This is a genomic window from Roseateles sp. P2_H4 (genome assembly GCF_056403315.1).
In genome coordinates, this window is the sequence record NZ_JBFUFR010000023.1 from 36,736 (window position 1) to 55,884 (window position 19,149).

Annotated in this window: 16 protein-coding genes; 8 read left to right on the forward strand and 8 right to left on the reverse strand. The window is 67.4% G+C overall.

Annotated elements, in window-relative coordinates; all coding sequences use genetic code 11:
• Nucleotides 1-34 precede the first annotated feature (34 nt).
• Entirely contained in the window at nucleotides 35-430 is a 396-nt protein-coding gene (locus AC1DW3_RS17860; RefSeq protein WP_477933324.1) for a DOPA 4,5-dioxygenase family protein, read from the forward strand.
• 39 nt (nucleotides 431-469) lie between these two features.
• Nucleotides 470-847, forward strand: coding sequence for a hypothetical protein (locus AC1DW3_RS17865; RefSeq protein WP_477933326.1), 378 nt, complete (start codon nucleotides 470-472; stop codon nucleotides 845-847).
• Here AC1DW3_RS17865 and AC1DW3_RS17870 read toward each other — a convergent pair.
• Nucleotides 844-1,182: a hypothetical protein gene (locus tag AC1DW3_RS17870; protein ID WP_477933328.1), complete on the reverse strand. Its 339-nt coding sequence runs from the start codon at nucleotides 1,180-1,182 to the stop codon at nucleotides 844-846. The genes AC1DW3_RS17865 and AC1DW3_RS17870 overlap by 4 nt on opposite strands.
• Nucleotides 1,183-1,325: 143 nt before the next feature.
• Here AC1DW3_RS17870 and AC1DW3_RS17875 point away from each other — a divergent pair, with 143 nt between their 5' ends.
• The gene (locus AC1DW3_RS17875; protein WP_477933330.1) at nucleotides 1,326-1,796 is read left to right on the forward strand and encodes a hypothetical protein; all 471 of its coding nucleotides are present in this window, start codon (nucleotides 1,326-1,328) and stop codon (nucleotides 1,794-1,796) included.
• On the opposite strand, the gene AC1DW3_RS17880 is transcribed toward AC1DW3_RS17875, so the two are convergent.
• The 6 genes from AC1DW3_RS17880 to AC1DW3_RS17905 all read right to left on the reverse strand — a co-directional run bounded on the left by AC1DW3_RS17880 (nucleotide 1,793) and on the right by AC1DW3_RS17905 (nucleotide 9,551).
• The gene (locus AC1DW3_RS17880; protein ID WP_477933332.1) at nucleotides 1,793-2,455 is read right to left on the reverse strand and encodes a hypothetical protein; all 663 of its coding nucleotides are present in this window, start codon (nucleotides 2,453-2,455) and stop codon (nucleotides 1,793-1,795) included. The two genes, AC1DW3_RS17875 and AC1DW3_RS17880, sit on opposite strands and share 4 nt — an antisense overlap.
• A 358-nt stretch (nucleotides 2,456-2,813) precedes the next feature.
• The gene (locus AC1DW3_RS17885) at nucleotides 2,814-4,415 is read right to left on the reverse strand and encodes a SpoVR family protein (protein WP_477933334.1); all 1,602 of its coding nucleotides are present in this window, start codon (nucleotides 4,413-4,415) and stop codon (nucleotides 2,814-2,816) included.
• On the reverse strand, nucleotides 4,412-5,692 hold the full coding sequence (locus AC1DW3_RS17890) for a YeaH/YhbH family protein (RefSeq protein WP_477933336.1): 1,281 nt from the start codon (nucleotides 5,690-5,692) through the stop codon (nucleotides 4,412-4,414). The genes AC1DW3_RS17885 and AC1DW3_RS17890 overlap by 4 nt, the downstream gene beginning before the upstream one ends.
• Nucleotides 5,693-5,707: 15 nt before the next feature.
• Nucleotides 5,708-7,630 carry a PrkA family serine protein kinase gene (locus AC1DW3_RS17895; protein WP_477933337.1) on the reverse strand — a complete coding sequence of 641 codons (1,923 nt, stop codon included), beginning with the start codon at nucleotides 7,628-7,630 and terminating at the stop codon, nucleotides 5,708-5,710.
• A 475-nt stretch (nucleotides 7,631-8,105) separates the two neighbouring features.
• A complete protein-coding gene (locus tag AC1DW3_RS17900; protein WP_477933339.1) occupies nucleotides 8,106-8,996 on the reverse strand; it encodes a ParB/RepB/Spo0J family partition protein in 891 nt (296 codons plus the stop codon).
• Nucleotides 8,997-9,011: 15 nt separating this feature from the next.
• On the reverse strand, nucleotides 9,012-9,551 hold the full coding sequence (locus AC1DW3_RS17905) for an RBBP9/YdeN family alpha/beta hydrolase (protein ID WP_477933341.1): 540 nt from the start codon (nucleotides 9,549-9,551) through the stop codon (nucleotides 9,012-9,014).
• 51 nt (nucleotides 9,552-9,602) lie between these two features.
• Between AC1DW3_RS17905 and argC the strand changes: the two genes are divergently transcribed.
• From argC to AC1DW3_RS17930, 5 genes are all read left to right on the forward strand, one after another.
• Nucleotides 9,603-10,550, forward strand: coding sequence for an N-acetyl-gamma-glutamyl-phosphate reductase (argC, locus tag AC1DW3_RS17910; protein ID WP_477933343.1), 948 nt, complete (start codon nucleotides 9,603-9,605; stop codon nucleotides 10,548-10,550).
• Between the two features lie 193 nt (nucleotides 10,551-10,743).
• Nucleotides 10,744-12,993, forward strand: coding sequence for a hypothetical protein (locus AC1DW3_RS17915; protein ID WP_477933345.1), 2,250 nt, complete (start codon nucleotides 10,744-10,746; stop codon nucleotides 12,991-12,993).
• Nucleotides 12,990-14,282, forward strand: coding sequence for an esterase/lipase family protein (locus tag AC1DW3_RS17920; RefSeq protein WP_477933347.1), 1,293 nt, complete (start codon nucleotides 12,990-12,992; stop codon nucleotides 14,280-14,282). Before AC1DW3_RS17915 ends, AC1DW3_RS17920 begins: the two co-directional genes overlap by 4 nt.
• 28 nt (nucleotides 14,283-14,310) lie before the next feature.
• The gene (locus tag AC1DW3_RS17925; RefSeq protein WP_477933349.1) at nucleotides 14,311-16,401 is read left to right on the forward strand and encodes a prolyl oligopeptidase family serine peptidase; all 2,091 of its coding nucleotides are present in this window, start codon (nucleotides 14,311-14,313) and stop codon (nucleotides 16,399-16,401) included.
• Between the two features lie 13 nt (nucleotides 16,402-16,414).
• A complete protein-coding gene (locus AC1DW3_RS17930; protein ID WP_477933351.1) occupies nucleotides 16,415-16,792 on the forward strand; it encodes a VOC family protein in 378 nt (125 codons plus the stop codon).
• A 9-nt stretch (nucleotides 16,793-16,801) separates the two neighbouring features.
• Here the strand turns inward: AC1DW3_RS17930 and AC1DW3_RS17935 are convergent, their stop codons facing one another.
• Entirely contained in the window at nucleotides 16,802-19,063 is a 2,262-nt protein-coding gene (locus AC1DW3_RS17935; protein WP_477933353.1) for a beta-glucosidase, read from the reverse strand.
• Between the last annotated feature and the right edge of the window lie 86 nt (nucleotides 19,064-19,149).

Sequence of the window (19,149 nt, forward strand, 5' to 3'; positions counted from 1 at the left end):
CCTCCCCCTTTCACTGACCTTGGACTGAGCATCAATGGCCGACGCCCACGATCCCTTTCATGCGCACATCTACTACGAGGTCTCCGATCGGTCGGCCGCCGAGCAGCTGCGGTCGGAACTGCAGGCCAACCAGGGCAAAGCCGAGCTGGCCGACATCCTTTTCGTTGGGGACATGACGGACCGGGCGGTGGGGCCCCACCCCCTGCCGCAGTACGAGATCCACTTCTACCGCCGGGCGCTGCCGGTCGTCCTGGAGCGAATCCAGGCCCATGGGCTCAGGGCCCTCGTCCATGAACTGACGGACGATGATCTTGCGGACCACACCTCCCAGGCGCATTGGATAGGAGAGCCTTTGCCGCTGCTGCTTTCGGTGCTTGATCCGCCAGGCATGAACAAGGGCATCGCCCGGTTTGGAAGATCGGACTTCTGAGCGTTTTCGGCCATGCCTCCTCGACTTCTTTTCGCTCTCGTGGCCGCCTACTTCGCCGCCAGCCTCGCCCACTTCAGCCACAACGCCCAGTACATCGCCTTCTATCCCGGCATGCCGGCCTGGCTGACGCCGGGAACGGTGTGGCTGTGCTGGCTTGCTGTCTGCGCTGTCGGCCTTCTGGCATGGGCATTGACCCGGCTCGGCCTGCCCGCGCTGGGGCTGCTGGCTCTCGGCGTCTACGGTGCTCTGGGCCTGGATGGCCTGCTGCATTACCGCCTGGGCCTGTGCTCCCAGCACACGCTGCTGGCCAATCTGACGATCTGGGCCGAGGCGACGACGGGCCTCACGCTGTTGCTGGTGTCGGCCGTGCTGTTCGCGCGGCTGCTGGGTAGTCGCAGGCAGCTCGCCGCCGGCTAGCGCTTGCGCTTGGGTGGCACCAGTAACGCGCCGCGCTGCCGGGTGGTGAGGTCCCACAGATAGACCTCGCGCGTGGCCTTGTCGACGGCGTAATGGCCGAGCAGATGGCTGGCATCCTTGGGTTCGCCGGGGCCGTCGAAGCGCAGCGTGAAGACGAAGTCGGTGTCGACGGGATGGCGCTTGCAGCGGTAGTCGCCGCGCTTCTTCTCGCCGGCCAGGTGCAGGGCGCGCGCGGTGCCGATCAGTTTCATGCAGGCCTGGCGTTCGGTCAGGCCCACCGCGTGGGCGGGCAGTGCCGTGGCGACGACGAGGGCGGGCAGCAGCAGCCGGAACATGCCAGCCAGTATCAGCCCGCCTGAGCCGGCACGCGCCAGCGTTTTGTCACGCCCGAGGACCCGATCGACTATGCCCGCGACGGGCGGCTTTGCAGTAAGGTGCGGTGGCCGTACCGCCGCCGGGCGGGTTGCAGGGGGTGGCCATGCTCAACCTATCAACGCTTGCCTTGCGGAAGCTTCGCACCGACGTGCGCCACGAGTCCTGCCGGTCGCCAGCCCAGCACGAATTGCACCGGCTGCATTGCGTCTACCTGGTGGCCCTGGGGCACAGCTGCCGCGAAGTGGCCAGCTGGTTTGGCGATGGCACGCGCAGCGTTCAGCGCTGGGTGACGGCTTACGCGGCCTGCGCGTGCGAGGCCGACACATGCAGCGGTGCCGAGCGCGCATCGCTGGCGGGGCCGAGCGGCCGCCCGCCACGCGTCTCACCGGAGGCCGCGCAGCAGGTGCGGCTCGATCTGCAAGGCCTGCCCTGTCAATTTGGCTACCCGCAGGGCCGCTGGGACGGCCGGTTGCTGCAGCAGCATCTGCAGGCCTGCTTCCGCGTGGAGATGGGCTTGCGGCAATGCCAGCGTTTTCTGCGCGACGCAGCGCAGGCAATCGGCGCACCGGCCTAGCGGCGCCGACGCCTTGCCATCAGGGCCGCTGCGCTGACCAGCAGCCACAAGGACAAGGCACCGGGCTCGGGAAGGATGGTGGCCCGCTGGCGCAGCACGAAGGTGGTGCTGCCGTCGTTGTCGGCCACACCCTGTGCATCGACGTCATGGATGTGCAGACCGAGGGTGAAGATGTTGGGCGTGGGGCCGCCACTCGGGAAATCGGGGCCGGACGCGAGCCAGTCCAGCGAGTCCGGCGCGGTGGGATCGTCTTGCCCGCTCAGGACGAATTGGTCACCGGTGGGCGCTGGCGTGTTGAAGAAGAAGACATCGTCGGTTTCGCCCGACTCCCTGAATCCAGCGCCGCTACCGTAGCCAAGGGTGTGGTGGAAATCGTGCCATCTGAAACCCGTCATGTTCTCGACGCCTTCAAACAGCGTGATGTCGGTTGAACCGCCCTGCGCCATGCCGGACACGGTGATCGTCACATCACAAGGCCCCAGACCGGTCATCAATTTGCCAAAGCCGAGCAAGGGCGCATTGAAGCCCTGTGGGCCGACGGCCGTGCAATTGCCGCTCATCGAATCGACCGTTGCCGTGACTGCGGCATAGGCCGTCAAGGTGAGCGACGACAGCGCCAGTGCGGCGACGGTACTCGCCAATACTCTGAGTCCGGTCATCGGGTGCTCCTGTGGCGTTGATGGGGCAAGCGCTGTCGCGCCTGCCAACCCAGGGCCTGGCAAGCCGTAGCGGCGTTGCTGTGGACCCTCGCCTACCCTTGGACGCATCCTCCATGCCAAAGTCCCCTGCCGCGGCGGCTCGACAGAACTGCTGGCCGAGCCCGGTCGCCGCTTTCAGGCATGGCTGGGGCCAGACGGAGTCGCTGGTGGCATGGCGTCGCGCCAGATTCCGTCGCGGCGATGGGCAGGGGCGAGCCGCCTCCCGGCTCGCTGCGAGCGGTGAGCGTTGCAGTTGTAAGTTTTTTCGACAGCGCCGCGGGTTGTCGTCGGCGCGGGGATGTCGAGTACCTGGCGCCGTTCAGCCCACCTGCGCCGGCACGTTCCAGCGCTTGGTCACGTCGCCGCGCGTGTTGACGCTTTCCAGGTTGACCGCGAAGCCCCACAGCCGGCCGACATGCTTGAGCACTTCCTGGGCGCTGTCGTGCAGCGGGCGGTTGAGGTGCTGCACATGGCGCAGTGTGAGGGACCGGTCGCCGCGCAGGTTCACGTTCCAGACCTGGATGTTGGGCTCGCGCGTGGACAGGTCGTACTGGCGCGACAGGGCCTGGCGCACGTGGCGGTAGCCGCCCTCGTCGTGGATGGCGGAGATCTCGTACTCGCTCTTGGCCTCGTCGTCGAGGATGGAGAAGAGGCGGAAATCGCGCATGATCTTCGGGCTCAGGTACTGGCCGATGAAGCTTTCGTCCTTGAAGTTGCGCATCGCGTGGTCGAGCGTGGGCAGCCAGTCGCTGCCGGCGATGTCGGGGAACCAGTCGCGGTCTTCGGCTGTCGGGTTCTCGCAGATGCGCCGGATGTCGGTGTACATCGCGAAGCCCAGCGCATACGGGTTGAGGTTGGCGCCCGGGTGCTGGTAGATGACGTTGGTGTGGGACTTGAGCCACTCGATCATCATGCCGTCGCTCAAGTAGCCGTCGTCGTACATCTGGTTGAGCAGGCGGTGATGCCAGAACGTGGCCCAGCCCTCGTTCATCACCTGGGTCTGGCGCTGCGGGTAGAAGTACTGCGCGATCTTGCGGACGATGCGCACGACCTCGCGTTGCCAGGGGTCGAGCAGCGGCGCGTTCTTCTCGATGAAGTACAGCAGGTTCTCCTGCGGCTCGTCGGGAAAGCGGCGGCTCTCGGCGGCCTCGTCGGGGCGGTCGGCCTTCTTGGGCAGGGTGCGCCAGAGGTCGTTGATCTGCGACTGCGCGTGCTGCTCGCGGTCCTTCAGGCGCGCGCGCTCCTCGGCCAGTGACAGCTTGGCCGGGCGGCGGTAGCGGTCCACGCCGTGGTTCATCAACGCGTGGCAGGAGTCGAGCAGGGACTCGACGGCGTCCAGGCCATAGCGCTCCTCGCACTCGGCGACGTAGTTCTTGGCGTAGACGAGGTAGTCGATGATGGACGAGGCATCCGTCCACATGCGGAAGAGGTAGTTGCCCTTGAAGAAGCTGTTGTGGCCGTAGCAGGCGTGGGCGATGACGAGGGCCTGCATGGCCAGCGTGTTCTCCTCCATCAGATAGGCGATGCAGGGGTCGGAGTTGATGACGATCTCGTAGGCCAGGCCCATCTGGCCGCGCTTGTAGTTGCGCTCGGTGCTGATGAACTCCTTGCCGTAGCTCCAGTGCCGGTAGTTGACCGGCATGCCGACGGAGGCATAGGCATCCATCATCTGCTCGGCGGTGATGACCTCGAGCTGGTTGGCATAGGTGTCCAGGCCGAAGCGTTCGGCGGTGTTCCTGATGACGGTGTGGTACTCGTCGATGAGGTCGAAGCTCCAGTCGTTGGGCGACGGCAGGGGCTGGCTGGGGCGTTGCAGCAGCGGCTTCATGCGCTGCAGCGGCTGGCGCTGGCGGCGCTCCGGCACGCCGGGCGGCGGTACCGCGGCGTGCTCGTGATGACGGCGATCCTCTTTGCTGCTCATGTGGCCGCCCCTTCCTTCTTGAACAACTCGCGGAAGACGGGGTAGATCTGCGAGGCCTCGATGGCCTTGCGCATCGCGAAGTGGCGGGCGTCCTCGCTGAGCTTCTGGTATTCCTCCCAGAGGTTCTGCTCGGGTTCGGCCACCTGCACATAGGCGAAGTAGCGGCACAGCGGCAGGATCTTGTCGGCCAGCAGCTCGCGGCAGCGGCCGCTGTCGTGGTGCCAGTTGTCGCCGTCGCTGGCCTGGGCGCCGTAGATATTCCACTCGGTCGGCGAGTAGCGCTCCTTGATGATCTGCTCCATCAGCACGAGGGCGCTGGAGACGACGGTGCCGCCTGTTTCTGTCGCGTGGAAGAAGTTCTGCTCGTCCACCTCCTGGGCCTGGGTGTGGTGGCGGATGAAGACGACGTCGATCTTCTCGTAGTGCCGCGTCAGGAAGAGGTAGAGCAGGATGAAGAAGCGCTTGGCGAGGTCCTTGCGGCTCTCGTCCATGGAGCCCGACACGTCCATCAGGCAGAACATGACGGCGCGCGTCGTCGGCACCGGGATGCGCACGCGGGCGCGAAAGCGCAGGTCGATGGGATCGAGGAAGGGAATGGCCTTGAGGCGCGCCAGCAGATGCTGGATGCGTTCGCGCGTCTCGGCCAGCAGGCGCGGGGTTTCGGGGCGGTCTTCCTTGAGCAGCTCCTGCTCGCGGGCTTCGAGCTCGTGCAGCTCGCGGCGCTTGTCCATGCCCAGCGCAATGCGCCGGCCCAGGGCGCCGCGCATGGAACGCACGACGTGCAGATTGGTGGGCGTGCCGTCCGAGACGAAGCCGGCGCGCTGGCTGCGCCATTCGGGCGTGTCGGCCAGTGTCGTGCGCGCGAGATTGGGCAGGGCCAGGTCCTCGAAGAAGACCTGCATGAACTCTTCCTTGCTGAGGTGGAAGACGAAGTCGTCCTCACCCTCGCCCTGGTCGCTGGCCTCACCGCCGCCGCCACCGCCGCCTTGCCCACCCTTGGGCTTGGCGATGCGGTCGCCCTTCACATACTCCTGGTTGCCGGGCCGCACGACCTCGCGCACGCCGCCGTCGCCATGGCCGAAGACGGGCTCGCTGAGGTCCTTCTTCGGGATGTGCACATCCTCGCCGCGCTCCATGTCGCGGATGCCGCGGCCGTCGACGGCACGCTTCACCGCCTCGCGGATCTGCTCCTTGTGGCGGCGCAGGAAGCGCTCACGGTTGCCGATGGACTTGTTCTTGCCCGACAGCCGGCGGTCGATGATCTGTTGAAGCGACATGCGCTTGCCTTCCGATCAGCTGCTCTTCCTCACGCGCAGATACCACTCGCACAACAGCCTGACCTGCTTGGCCGTGTAGCCCTTGTCCACCATGCGCTGCACGAAGTTCTCGTGCTTCTTGGCGTCCTCGGCGCTGGCCTTGGCGTTGAAGCTGATGACGGGCAGCAGCTCCTCGGTGTTGGAGAACATCTTCTTCTCGATGACGGTGCGCAGCTTCTCGTAGCTGGTCCACAGCGGGTTCTTGCCCGCGTTGTTGGCGCGCGCCCGCAGCACGAAGTTGACGATCTCGTTGCGGAAGTCCTTGGGGTTGGAGATGCCCGCCGGCTTCTCGATCTTCTCGAGCTCGGCGTTCAGCGCCGCGCGGTCGAAGACCTCGCCGGTGTCGGTGTCGCGGTACTCCTGGTCCTGGATCCAGTAGTCGGCATAGGTCACGTAGCGGTCGAAGATGTTCTGGCCGTACTCGCTGTAGCTTTCCAGATAGGCGGTCTGGATCTCCTTGCCGATGAACTCGGCATAGCGCGGCGACAGCTGCTCCTTGATGTAGCTGACGAACTTCTCTTCGGTCTCCTTGGGGAACTGCTCGCGCTCGATCTGCTGCTCCAGCACATACATCAGGTGCACCGGGTTGGCGGCGACTTCCGAGCTGTCGAAGTTGAAGACCTTGGACAGGATCTTGTAGGCGAAGCGCGTGCTGATGCCGCTCATGCCTTCGTCGACGCCGGCGTAGTCGCGGTACTCCTGGTAGCTCTTGGCGCGCGGGTCGGTGTCCTTGAGGTTGTCGCCGTCGTAGATCTGCATCTTGGAATACAGCGACGAGTTCTCGGGCTCCTTGAGCCGCGTCAGCACCGCGAACTGGCTCATCATCTTCAGCGTGCCGGGGGCGCACTTGGCCTCGGCCAGCGACGAGCCGCGGATCAGCTTCTCGTAGATCTTGACCTCTTCGCTGACACGCAGGCAGTAGGGCACCTTGACGATGTAGACGCGGTCGAGGAAGGCCTCGTTGTTCTTGTTGTTGCGGAAGGTCTTCCACTCGCTCTCGTTGCTGTGCGCCAGCACGATGCCGTCGAAGGGAATGGCGCCGAAGCCCTCCGTGCCCTTGTAGTTGCTTTCCTGCGTGGCAGTCAGCAGCGGGTGCAGCACCTTGATGGGCGCCTTGAACATTTCGACGAACTCCAGCAGGCCCTGGTTGGCCAGGCACAGGCCGCCGGAATAGCTGTAGGCATCGGGGTCGTCCTGGGCATAGGTCTCGAGCTTGCGGATGTCGACCTTGCCCACCAGGCTGGAGATGTCCTGGTTGTTCTCGTCACCCGGCTCGGTCTTGGCCACGCCGATCTGCTTGAGCACGCTGGGGAAGCGCTTGATGACCTTGAACTTGCGGATGTCGCCGCCGAACTCGTCCAGGCGCTTGACGGCCCAGGGGCTCAAGACGCGGTTCAGATAGCGGCGCGGGATGCCGTAGTCGCGCTCCAGCAGCGGCCCGTCCTCGACAGGATCGAACAGCCCGAGCGGGCTCTCGTTCACCGGCGAGCCGGCCAGCGCATAGAAGGGCACGTGCTCCATCAGCTGCTTGAGCCGCTCGGCGATGGAACTCTTGCCGCCGCCCACGGGCCCGAGCAGGTAGAGGATCTGTTTCTTTTCCTCCAGCCCTTGCGCAGCGTGTCTGAAATAGGACACCACCTGCTCGATGGCTTCTTCCAGGCCATAGAACTCGGCGAAGGCCGGATAGATCTTGATGGTCTTGTTGGCAAAGATGCGCGACAGCCGCGGGTCGTTCCGCGTGTCGAGCATCTGCGGCTCGCCGATGGCCTGCAGCATGCGCTCGGCAGCCGTGGCATAGGCCAGGGGGTTTTTCTTGCACTCCGCGAGGTAGTCCTCCAGCGAGAGCTCCTCGACCTTGCTGCGCTCGAAGCGCGCTGCGAAATGGCTGATGACGTCCATGCCGATCTCCTGCGGTTTGAACTCCACAGGGCCACAGGCACGATCCGTGCCCGAGGGACTGGGGGGTTCTGATCGCGCCTCAACTGCAAGGCGTCATCAGAACTCTCCACTCGTCTGATCAGCAGCTTGGCGCCGCCGACGTCGCGTCAATCACAAGAATAAGCCGGCATCTTCCCAACTGCTTGCCCAGCAACACATCGGCCGGGCTTTTCGTTGACAGGGTGCCGGGCCAGCATACGCCCGCAGTTTGGGCAAGACCTGGCACTTTTCGGGCAAACCACACAAACATGGGGGCCTTGTGGCTGGCCGCAGACAGCGCCGTCGGTGAAGAACTGTTGAGAGCCCGGCGAGCCTCGGGAATGCATCACCATCGACTGCAGCAGCGGGTGGGCATCGTTGCCACGCGCCCTAGTGTTGAGCGCCTGCGTGCGACGTGTTTGTCGGACGCCGCCGCATTGCACGGCGGCCCGCGTTCTCAGCCGCCGCGCAGCTTGTCGAGGATGCCGGACAACGCGTCCAGCGAGTCGAAATGGATGGCCAGCTCACCGCTCTGGCCACGCTTGCTGCGCTTCTTCACGCGCACCTCGACGGTGGCGCCCAGCGCGTCGGCCAGCTCTTCTTCCAGGCGCAGCACGTCGCGGCTCTTGTCGCTCTTCACACGCAGCAGCGGCGCCTGGCGGGCAGCGCCCTGGTGCTTGGCGACCAGCTTCTCGGCCTCGCGCACGCTGAGCTTCCTGGCGGCGATCTCGCTGGCCGTCGTGATCTGCGTGGCGCCGTCCAGCGGCAGCAGCGCGCGCGCATGGCCCATGTCCAGGTCGCCGGCCATCAGCATGTTCTGCACCGGCGCCGAAAGGTTCAACAGCCGCAGCAGATTGCTGGCGGCACTGCGCGAGCGGCCGACGGCCTGGGCGGCCTGCTCATGCGTCAGGCCGAACTCGTCAGTGAGTCGTTTCAGGCCCTGCGCTTCTTCCAGCGGATTCAGGTCTTCGCGCTGGATGTTCTCGATCAGCGCCATCGCGGCCGCCGATTCGTCCGGCACCGCCTTCACCAGCACCGGCACCTCGCGCAGGCCCGCAAGTTTTGCGGCACGGAAGCGCCGTTCGCCGGCAATGATCTCGTAGGTCGCGCTGCCGTTCGGTGCGATCGGCCGAACCAGGATCGGCTGCATGATCCCTTGCGACTTGATCGACTCGGCCAGCTCGTACAGCGAGCCCTCGTCCATGCGCGTGCGCGGCTGGTATTTGCCGGCCTGCAGCTGTTCCAGCTTCAGGGCGGAGGGCAAGTCGGTGGCGGGTGCCTCGCTGACCTTGGGGCCGAGCAGGGCTTCCAGGCCGAGGCCGAGGCCTTTGGGTTTCTTGGTGACCATGCGCCAGATTGTCCTTCAGCGCTTCGCGAGGCTTTCCAGCAGTTCCCGTCCCTCTGGCCAGTCACCCAGGCCGGATTCGGCGTTCAGATGACCGCGCGGCCCGGCGACGACGACGCTGCTGCCCCAGTCGGCCGCCATCTGCGAGCTGCGCTCGGCGGCGCCAAAAGGGTCGTCGCTGCTGATGACGGTGATGCTGGGGAAGGGCAGGCGCGGGCGGCGGATGGGGCGCCAGTTGTGCAGCTGGGGCGGCATGTCCGCGCGTTCGGTGTCGGGCGGAGCCACCAGCAGGGCGCCTTTCACGCGGCCGACGTGCTGGGAATGCTCGGCCCAGGCGGCCACCAGCTGGCAGCCCAGGGAGTGGGCGACGAGGATGGCCGGGGCATCGTCCAGCAGCAGCACCTCGTCCAGCCGCGCCATCCAGTCGCCACGGCGCGGCCAGTCCCAGTCGTGCTGCTCGACGCGTTCGTCGCCATGCAGCCGCTCCCAGCGGCTTTGCCAGTGGTCCGGGCCCGAGTTTTGCCAGCCCGGGAGAAGCAGTACACGCTCAGATTTCATGGTTTGCCCTTATCCTGCACAGTTCGATTTTCAGCGGTTGGAGCAGCGGCAATGACGTTCAAGGTGTTTGTGGATGGCCAGGAAGGCACCACGGGTTTGCGGATCCACGAGTACCTCGCGGCCCGCAGCGACATCGAGGTGCTCAAAATCGACGCCGACAAGCGCAAGGACCCGGCCGAGCGCTCGCGCCTGCTGAACGCCGCCGACGTGGCCTTCCTGTGCCTGCCCGACGCGGCCTCGCGCGAGGCGGCCTTCATGGTCAACAACGACCGCACCTGCCTCATCGACGCCAGCACCGCCCACCGCACGGCGCCCGGCTGGGCCTTCGGCCTGCCGGAGCTCGCCCGCGGCCAGCGCGGCGCCATCCAGGCCAGCAAGCGCATTTCCAACCCAGGCTGCCATTCCAGCGCCTTCATCCTGTTGGTGCGCCCGCTGGTGGATGCCGGCCTGCTGTCCAAGGACGCCGCCATCAGCGCCACGTCCATCACCGGCTACTCGGGCGGCGGCAAGAGCATGATTGCCGAGTACGAGCAGCAGCCCTTGCCGGCGCACCTGCAGGCGCCGCGGCCCTATGGCCTGGGTCTCAAGCACAAGCATCTGCCGGAGATGGCTGCCCACACGGGGCTGGCGACGCCGCCGGTCTTCCAGCCCATCGTCAGCAGCTTCTACAAGGGTCTGGCCGTCAGCGTGCCGCTGCACCTGAGCCAGCTCAAGGCCGGCACCACGCCTGAGCACGTCCACGCCGCGTTGGCCGCCCACTACCAGGGCGAGCGTTTCATCAACGTGAAGCCGCTGCGCGACGCGGCCGCGCTGGACGCCGGCTTCTTCGACGTGCAGGCCTGCAACGACACCAACCGCGTCGACCTCTTCGTGTTTGCCAGCGACACCCAGGTGCTGCTGATGAGCCGCCTGGACAACCTCGGCAAGGGCGCCAGCGGCGCGGCCGTGCAGAGCATGAACGTCCACCTGGGCGTCGAGGAAAGCCTCGGGCTGGTCTGAACCAGAAATCTGGGCGCTGAGGCCCGGCCCGGCGACATAGGATGACGCCTCTCTCAAGCGAACGACGGGCCGCTCCCGAGTTTGCTTGACCCCCTCGGGGGGCCTGGCGCGTAGCGACAGGTCTGGGGGCGCTATGTTGGGAGGCGTGATGTCGAAGACTGCAGGCACTGATCCTGTTCTGGCCCGGATCTCTTTGGTCATTCCGGGCCGCACGATCGCCTTGGGCGGCCAGCCCGAGGAGGGCGTGCCCGTGTGCCGGCTCGACACCGAAGCCATGCGCTGGACCTATGTGCTGCGGGCGCGCGAACGCTGGCTCAGTTCGAGTGACGCCAGCAACAGCCGTGAAGAGCAGGCCAACCGCACGCTGAAGGGCTTTGGCCTGAAGGACGCCGACCTGGAGGCGCTGGCCCGCGCGCCGCGCGTCGTCGTGCGCATGCCTTATGCGTCGGAACGCGAGGGCTGGCAGGGCCGCATCTTCCCCTGGGAATACCTGCTGGCCAAGGCCACGCGGCGCTATCGCAATGTGGACAACCACCGCGTCACCGTCATGCGTGAAGTGGTGCCCAAGGCCCCGGCCCGGTGGAAAAAACCCGGGCAGCGCAGCCTGCTCTATGTGCAGAGCGCACCCGGCGGCTTGCGGCAGACCTGGGATTTCAGCGCGGAAACCAAGCGGCTCAAACGCGCGCTGGGCGACATCCAGCTGATGGAGTTGAAAGACCCGAGCTGGCAGCAGCTGCACGACGTCGTGAAGGCGCACAAGCCCGACCTCATCCACCTGAGCGGCTTCGACAACCTGGCCGGCCTGAAGGCCTTGCGCGATCTGGTACCGGACGGCGAAGCGGTGGAGGCCGAATTCGGGCCGATGCGGCTGGACGACGTGCTGGCCAAGGAAGCCAGCGTGCCCGACGGCATGCTGCTGGCCGGCGAGACCGGCGGCGCCGCCGTCGTCGGTGCGCAGCGGCTGGCCGAAGCGCTGGGCGCGGGGGGCGAGCACTGCGCCTATTTCGTCTCGCTCAGCCTCGAAAACTCGGCCGCCCGCACGGCGGCCCTCATCGTGGCCGAGCGCGCGGCCCTGTCGGCCGTGGGCTTCCAGGACGCGGTCGAGGACCAGCTGGCGGACTTCTTCTTCGAGCTGGTCTACGGCCAGCTCGACCAGGCCGTGTGGAACCTGCCGCTGGCCTTCGAGAGCGCCTGGTTGCGCGCGCGCAAGGAGCCCAGAGCCACGCGCGCCACCGGCGTCACGCTGTGGATGGGCGCGCCGCTGAACGAGGCTGCATTCACGCTGGGCGAACCCGCCGCGGCTGAACTGCGCGAGGCCGACACGCCGCCGCGCCTGCTGGCCAAGCCCGAAAAGGAGCTCAACTACGCGGTGCTGCACAACAACGGGCGGCTGTTCAGCGAGATCGTCGTGGAGCGTGGCAACGCCGGGCCCGAGGACGGCTTGAGCGTCGACGTGGAGCTGCAGCTCGGGCCCGAACAGGCAAGCTGGCGCAAGCGCTTCGTGGCCAGCGAGACGCGCTTTGACCTGAGCAACGAGGTGCATGTGCCGCTCACCGCGGCGCTGATGCGGTCGCTGCAGGAAGCGGTCAACAGCACCTTGATGGTCCAGCTCAGCCACAACGACAAGGTGCTGACGCGCGACAGCCATCGCCTGCGCCTGCTGCCGGTGGACCAGTGGCGCGACAACGACAAGGACGGCCAGTGGCTGCCTTCCTTCGTGCTGCCGCGCGATCCGGCCGTCGTCAGCGCGGTGGAACTGGCGCAGCGCTATGTGCGCATCCTGCGCGACAACCCCAGCGCCGGTTTCGAGGGCTATCAGGCCGCACCGAGCACCGAGGAAGAGCAGCTGCGCGAGGTCGATCTGCAGGTGCAGGCGATCTGGGCGGCCCTGCTGCATGAGTGGCGGCTCGGCTATATCAACCCACCGCCGTCGTACAGCAGCAAGCTCGATTCGCAGCGCCTGCGCACGCCCAGCACCATCCTTGGCGCCCGGGCCGGCACCTGCATCGACCTGGCCCTGCTGTTTGCCGCCTGCCTGGAGCTGATCGACGTCTACCCCGTCATCTTCCTGCTCAACGGCCATGCGCTGCCGGGCTATTGGCGGCACAGCAGCTTCCAGGCGGACTATCTGGCGGTCAGCGGCGAGGGCGCGCATGGCGCCATGGCCGGCGCCGCGGATCGCAATTCCTCCGCCAGCCTGCAGCGCTATGCCTGGCAGGCGATCGGCAATGCCCCCTACCGCGAGGTCAGGCAGCTGATCCGCGCGCGGCGCCTGGTGCCCATCGAGACGGTGCGGCTGACCGAGCACTGCGGTTTCGTGGAGGCGGTGGAGGCGGGCATCGACGCGCTGTCCGAAGCGGAAGACTTCCACTCGGTGCTGGACATCGTGACAGCGCGCATGAGCGGCATCACGCCCCTGCCCATCGTGGAGGAGAGGCCATGAGCGGTAACCAACTTTGGGCCGACGTGAGCGCCCGTCTGGTGCTCGAAGAGGAGCCGACCGAGGTCAGCACCCTGCCCATCGGCCAGCGCCGCCGGCGCGCCGCGGCGCGCGACGCCGATGGCCGCGCCAAGGTCGAGCTGGTGCGCGACGAGGACGGCCTGCTGCGCTGGGTCTATTCGCCGCCCACCACGCCCGGCGGCACGGGGCGGCGCTCCTACCGGTCGATTCGCGTGGCGCCGGACGACGTCGTGCAAAGCTTTCGCTTCAACGACTTCGGTGCCAATGCGGTCACCGACAAGCTGATCGCGGCCGATGACTGGTTGACGCCCGACAAGGGCATGCAGCGCTGGCAGGACGGCCGCCTGGTGAACGACGCCCAGCCCAGGATAGACAAGGGCCGCGTGCTGCTGCTGGTGCATGGCACCTTCAGCAAGTCGCAGATGTGGTTCGACGAGCTGCAGGCCACCGACGCCGGCAAGAAACTGCTCGCCGGCTGGCAGCAGAAGTACAGCGCCATCCTGGCCTTTGGCCACGCCACGCTGTCCGTGGCGGCCTGGTCCAACGCCCTGGATCTGCACAGTGCCCTGCAGGACGTCAGCGCGCCCATCGACGTGGTCTGCCACAGCCGGGGCGGCCTGGTCGTGGGCTGGCTGATGCGGCTGCGCGCCGTGCCGGTGGAGCGGGTGATCTTCGTGGCGTCGCCGCTGGTGGGCACCAGCCTGGCCGCGCCGGACAAGCTGCGTGCGGCCCTCGACATGATCGCCAGCTATGCCGATGCCGTGTCGACGCTCAGCAAGCATGCGACGGGCATCGTGCCCTTTGCCGAGGGCGTTTCGCTGCTGGCCAAGATCTTCGGCAAGGTGCTGCACCTGGGCAGCACCACGCCCATCGTCGACGCGGCGGTGGGCCTGGTGCCGGGCCTCGCGACGCAGCAGCTGGTCAAGAACAACAACGATGTGCGGCAATTGTTTGCCGCGCCCTGGCTCAGCAGCCCCCAGATGTCCGGCATCGGCGCGTCTTTCCAGCCCGACGAGAGTGCGCAGCCGATCTGGAAGTTCTGGCGCCGCTTCAGCCACATCGGCGACCAGGTCAAGTACGGTGCGGCCGATCTGGTGTTCCCCGGCCCCAACGACCTGGTGGTGGACGTGGACTCGATGTTCCGTCTCGGCGAGGGCGGCAACATCACGTTCGAGGCCCTCGGCGTGGGCCCGACCACGCACCACACCAACTACTTCCGCGATGAGCGGGTGATCGGCTATCTGGTCGATCAGTTGTCGATCCAGAACTGAGCGGCTTCGCTCTTGGAGGTCTCGCAGCATGAAACCTTGCGCTCTCTTCCTCACCCTCCTGGCTTCGGCGGCTGCCGCGGCACCACCAGCCACCCTGCCTTTCAAGGAAACGGTGCACGGCATCCCGCTGGCCGACGAGTACCGCTGGATGGAAGACCCGGCCCGGGCTGGCGACATGAGCACCTGGGTGCTGTCCGAGTCTGCAGCGGCCCAGGCTGCACTGCGGGCACTGCCCGAGCGCGCGGCATTTGCCGCCAGGCTCAGGGAGGTGTCATCCGATCTGACGAAGGTCCGGGACGTGCAGATCGCCGGCCCGGTGACGGTGTTCCGTCGCACCTCGGCAGGCGACAAGACCGCCAAGCTCATGGTGCGCGAGAACGGCAGGGAGCGGGTGCTGCTGGACCCCAACACCGCGTCGGGCTCGGTCGTCGCCATCAACAACGTCTCGCTGTCGCCCGACGGCAAGCTCGTCGCCGTGCACCAGGCCAAGGGCGGCGGCGAGGTCGGTGAGATCGCCGTCTACGACATCGCCACGGGCCAGGTGGTTGGCACGCCTTTCGAGCAGATCTGGGGCGAGTTCCCGCTGCAATGGCTGGGCGGCGACTGGGTGAGCTACACGCAGATGGCCGCGGCGGGCAGCCGCGCCGATCCCATCATGGGCATGCGCACCTTCCTGAAGCGGGTGACGGAGGCCGGCCCTGGGCGCGCCGTTCTCGGCGCCGACACCCCTGGCCCCGCTTTTCCAGAGAAGGACTTCCCCATCGTTCGCGCCGCGCCCTGGAGCGAGTGGGTCGTGGGCATGGGCGCCGGTGCCCGTGCGGACGCCAATTACTGGATCGCCCGCAAGGCCGATCTGGTGGCAGGCCAGCCGGCCTGGCTGCCGCTGGCGACGCTGGAAGACAGGGCCAGCGACGCGGACCTGTTCGGCGATGCGGCCTTCGTGTTGACCACGCGGGCGAACGCGTCGGGCGCGATCGTGCGCCGGCCCGTCAGCGGCGCCGGCCTGGGCGCCCCGGCGACGGTGTTCGAGGGCGACGGGCGGCTGTTCCTGACGTCCCTCATCGTCGCCAAGGACGGCATCTATGTCGCCGCACAGTCGGACGGCGTGACCCGGCTGTTCTACAGCCCCGACGGGCAACGCAAGTTCACGGAGATCAAGTTGCCTATCGAGGCCGGCGACATCCTCGATACGCGCGTCAGCATCGACGGCAGTGGCGTCACGCTCGGCCTGATGGGCTGGTTGTCCAATGTGCGGACCTATGCCCTGGTGAAGGGCAGGATCAGCGACACGGGCTTGGGCAGCCAGACCTGGGCCGGCGCGCGCGCCATGCAGGTGGATCGCCTGCAGGCCAGGAGCGCCGACGGCACCCTGGTGCCGCTGGTGGTGCTGCGCCGCAAGGGCGTGCTCCCCAAGGGCGGTCTGCCCACCATCCTGGAGGCCTACGGCGCCTACGGCACGCCCTCGACGACACCCGTCTACTGGCGCGACTTCATGGCCTGGGTCGCGCAAGGCGGCGCGATGGCCTTCTGCGGCGTGCGGGGCGGCAACGAGCGCGGCCGCGCCTGGCACGAGGGCGGCCGCAGCGCCAACAAGCCCAACGGCCATGCCGACTTCATCGCCTGCGCGACGACGCTCAAGGCCCGCGGCATTGCCACCGCCAAGGGGGTTGTCGCCGTGGGCACCAGTGCGGGCGGTGCCCTCGTCCCGCCGGCGGTCCTGAAGGCGCCTGGCGCCTTTGCAGGCATGGTGCCGCGCGTGGCGGTGCTCAACACGTCGCGGCTGGGCGCCGCGGCCAACGGTGCCAACCAGTTCGACGAGTTCGGTGACCCGGCCACGCCGCAAGGCTTCAAGGCCCTCGTCGCCATGGACGCCTACCAGGCGCTGGCCACGGCGACGGACATGCCGGATACCTTGCTGACCATCGGACTGAACGACAAGCGCGTCAGCCCGTGGATGAGCGCCAAGTTCGCCGCGCGCGCACAGGCCCGGTTCGGCGACAGGCGCAAGGTGTGGCTGCGTGCCGAAACGGATGGCGGCCACGGCATCGGCACTGCGGAGGAAGCGCATGCCGCCGAATACGCCGACATCTTTGCCTTTGCCTGGGACCGCAGCCGCTGAGCACGGAGAAGCCATGTTCGACCATGTCAAGTTCGGCGTCAGCGACTTCGCCGCCAGCAAGTCCTTCTACGCCGCGGCCCTTGCGCCGCTGGGGGTGACGGTCGTTGCGGAGGGGGTGCCGACCTATGGCGCCGAGCTTTGCCGCCCGGACGACAACTGTTCCTTGTGCATCTTCCAGACCGAAGAGAAGCCGGCGCATCTGCACCTGGCTTTCGTGGCCGCGAGTCGCGAGCAGGTCGACGCCTTCTACCTTGCGGCGCTGGCGGCCGGCGGGCAGGACAACGGCCCGCCCGGCCTGCGCCCGAACTACCACGCGAACTACTACGCCGCCTTTGTCATCGGCCCGGACGGCCACAACCTCGAGGCGGTGTGCCAGGCGCCCGAGGCCTGAGCTGGCGCACTAGCGCCGAATCTGCGCGGACGTGAACCGGCGGCCCGCGAGCGACAGCCTGGCGGTAGCGCGGATGTCGTCTGAGCCCGCGCCGAGCTGCACTTCATAGCTGCCGGGCGCGATGATCCATTCACCCGTCGCGACGTCGAAACGCGCCAGCAGCCGGGGATCGATCCTGATCGCGCTGCTGCCGGCCTGGCCGGGCTTCAGGCTCAGCTTGTCGAAGCCGACCAGGCGGCGCGGGGCCTCCCACTGGGCGCCCTGCGGCGCACGCACATAGACCTGGCCCACCGAGGCGCCTTCGCGGCTGCCGGCGTTGCGGGTCGAGAACCTGACGGTGACCTGTGCCCTGGTCTGCTCGGCCTTCAGGCCGCCCAGCTCGAAGGCGGTGTACGACAGGCCATGGCCAAAGGCGTACAGCGGCTTGTGCCCATGCAGGTCGAACCACTTGTAGCCCACGGCCGCCCCCTCGGTGTAGCGGACCGTGAACGCGGGGCCGTCGGACTTGCCGGCGATCTGCGCGCGCACGAGCTGGTCCGTGCCCGCGGGGAAGGTGATGGGTAAGTGGCCGGACGGGTTGACCGCGCCCGTGAGCAGCCGGGCGATGGCCTCGCCACCGGCGGCGCCCGGGTAGAAGGCCGCCAGGATGCCCTTCACGTCCTTGTGCCAGGGCATGAGGACGGCGCCGCCGCTCTCGACGACGACGACCGCATTCGGGTTGGCCTTGGCGACCGCGGCGACGACGGCGTCCTGGTTGCCTTCCAGGCTCAGCGACGGCGCATCCAGCGACTCGGCCGTCCACTGGTGGACGAAGACGATGGCGACATCGGCAGCGGCGGCGGCCTTGCTGGCGGCGTCGACATCGGTGCCCGCATCGAAGGCGAACTGCGTTGCCGGCAGCAGTTTCTGCAAGGCCTTCAGCGGCGACGACGGTTGCCACACCTGCGTCAACCAGCCGCCGGGGCCGAGGCCCGGCACGGCGTTGCCGCCGATGGGCGTGACGACGGCCGAGCCGCCGCCCGCGAGCACGGCCTTGTCGGCGTAGCTGCCGATGATGGCCACACGCCTGGGCGCTGCGCTCGGGGAAAGGGGCAGCACACCCCCCTCGTTCTTCAGCAGCACCAGCGACTGCTCGGCGGCCGACTGCGAGACCTTCGCGTTGGCGGCAAAGTCGATGGGGCCGGCCTTCACGGGGTGGTCCATCACACCTTTGTCGAACATCGCCCAGAGGATGCGCCGGGCCATGTCGTCGATGCGCGCCTGGGGCACCGAGCCGTCGTCGACGGCGTCCTTCAGCGGCTTGCCGAAGTAGGCGACCTTGTCGAAGGGGAAGCCGGACTGCTGGTCCAGCCCGCCATTGGCGTCCTGCACCGTCGAGTGCACGGCGCCCCAGTCCGACATGACATAGCCCTTGTAGCCCCAGTCGCCCTTGAGCACCTGGTTCTGCCACTTGTCGTTCTGGCAGGCATGGACGTCGTTGATGCGGTTGTAGGAGCACATCACCGAGCCCGGGCTGGACTTCTCGATGGCGAGCTCGAAGGCCAGCGCGTCACTCTGGCGCAGCGCGGCCTCCGAGATCTGCGCACTGACGATGTTGCGGCCGGTCTCCTGCGAGTTGATCAGGTAGTGCTTGACCGTCGAGATGATGTGGTTGGTCTGCACGCCGCGGATCAGCCCGGCGCCCATCTCGGCAGCCAGCAGCGGGTCTTCGCCGGTGTATTCGAAGTTGCGGCCGTTCTGCGGCTCGCGCGCCAGGTTGACGCCGCCCGCCAGCATGACGTTGAAGCCCGACAGCCGCGCCTCCTGGCCGATCATCTTGCCGCCGGCCTCCGCCACGCGCGGGTCCCAGCTGGCGGCCGTGGCCAGCGACGACGGCAGGGAGGTGCGCTCCAGGTAGGGGTTGCGCACGCCGATGGAGGCGTCGGCCTGGTGCTGGGCCGGGACCCCTAAGCGCGCGATGCCGGGGATGTAGCCGGCGGAGCCGGGAAGCACCGTGGCGATGACCTCCTTGGTGTTGACACCGGGAATCAGGCTGCTGTCCACCTGCGCCAACTGGTCGCCCGAGGCATAGCCGAACAGCAGCAGCAGCTTCTCCTCCAGCGTCATCGCCTTGAGCAGCAGCTCGGTGCGCTGCACGGAGGACTTGGTTCGGTCTGTCCAAGGCTGGGCCGAGGTGATGGCAGCGGTGGTCGCGGCATTGGCGGCGTGCACCGTCGGGGCAGCAGCGCAGAGCGCCATCGTCACAGCCGTTGCGACCAGGGAAGCGGACATTGTTTTCATGGCGGGCGGGCGCTTTTCCGCTGGGCGTGGAAGCGCTTTCCAGATCAAGGAGGGCGGGCGGACTCTACCTGGGATAG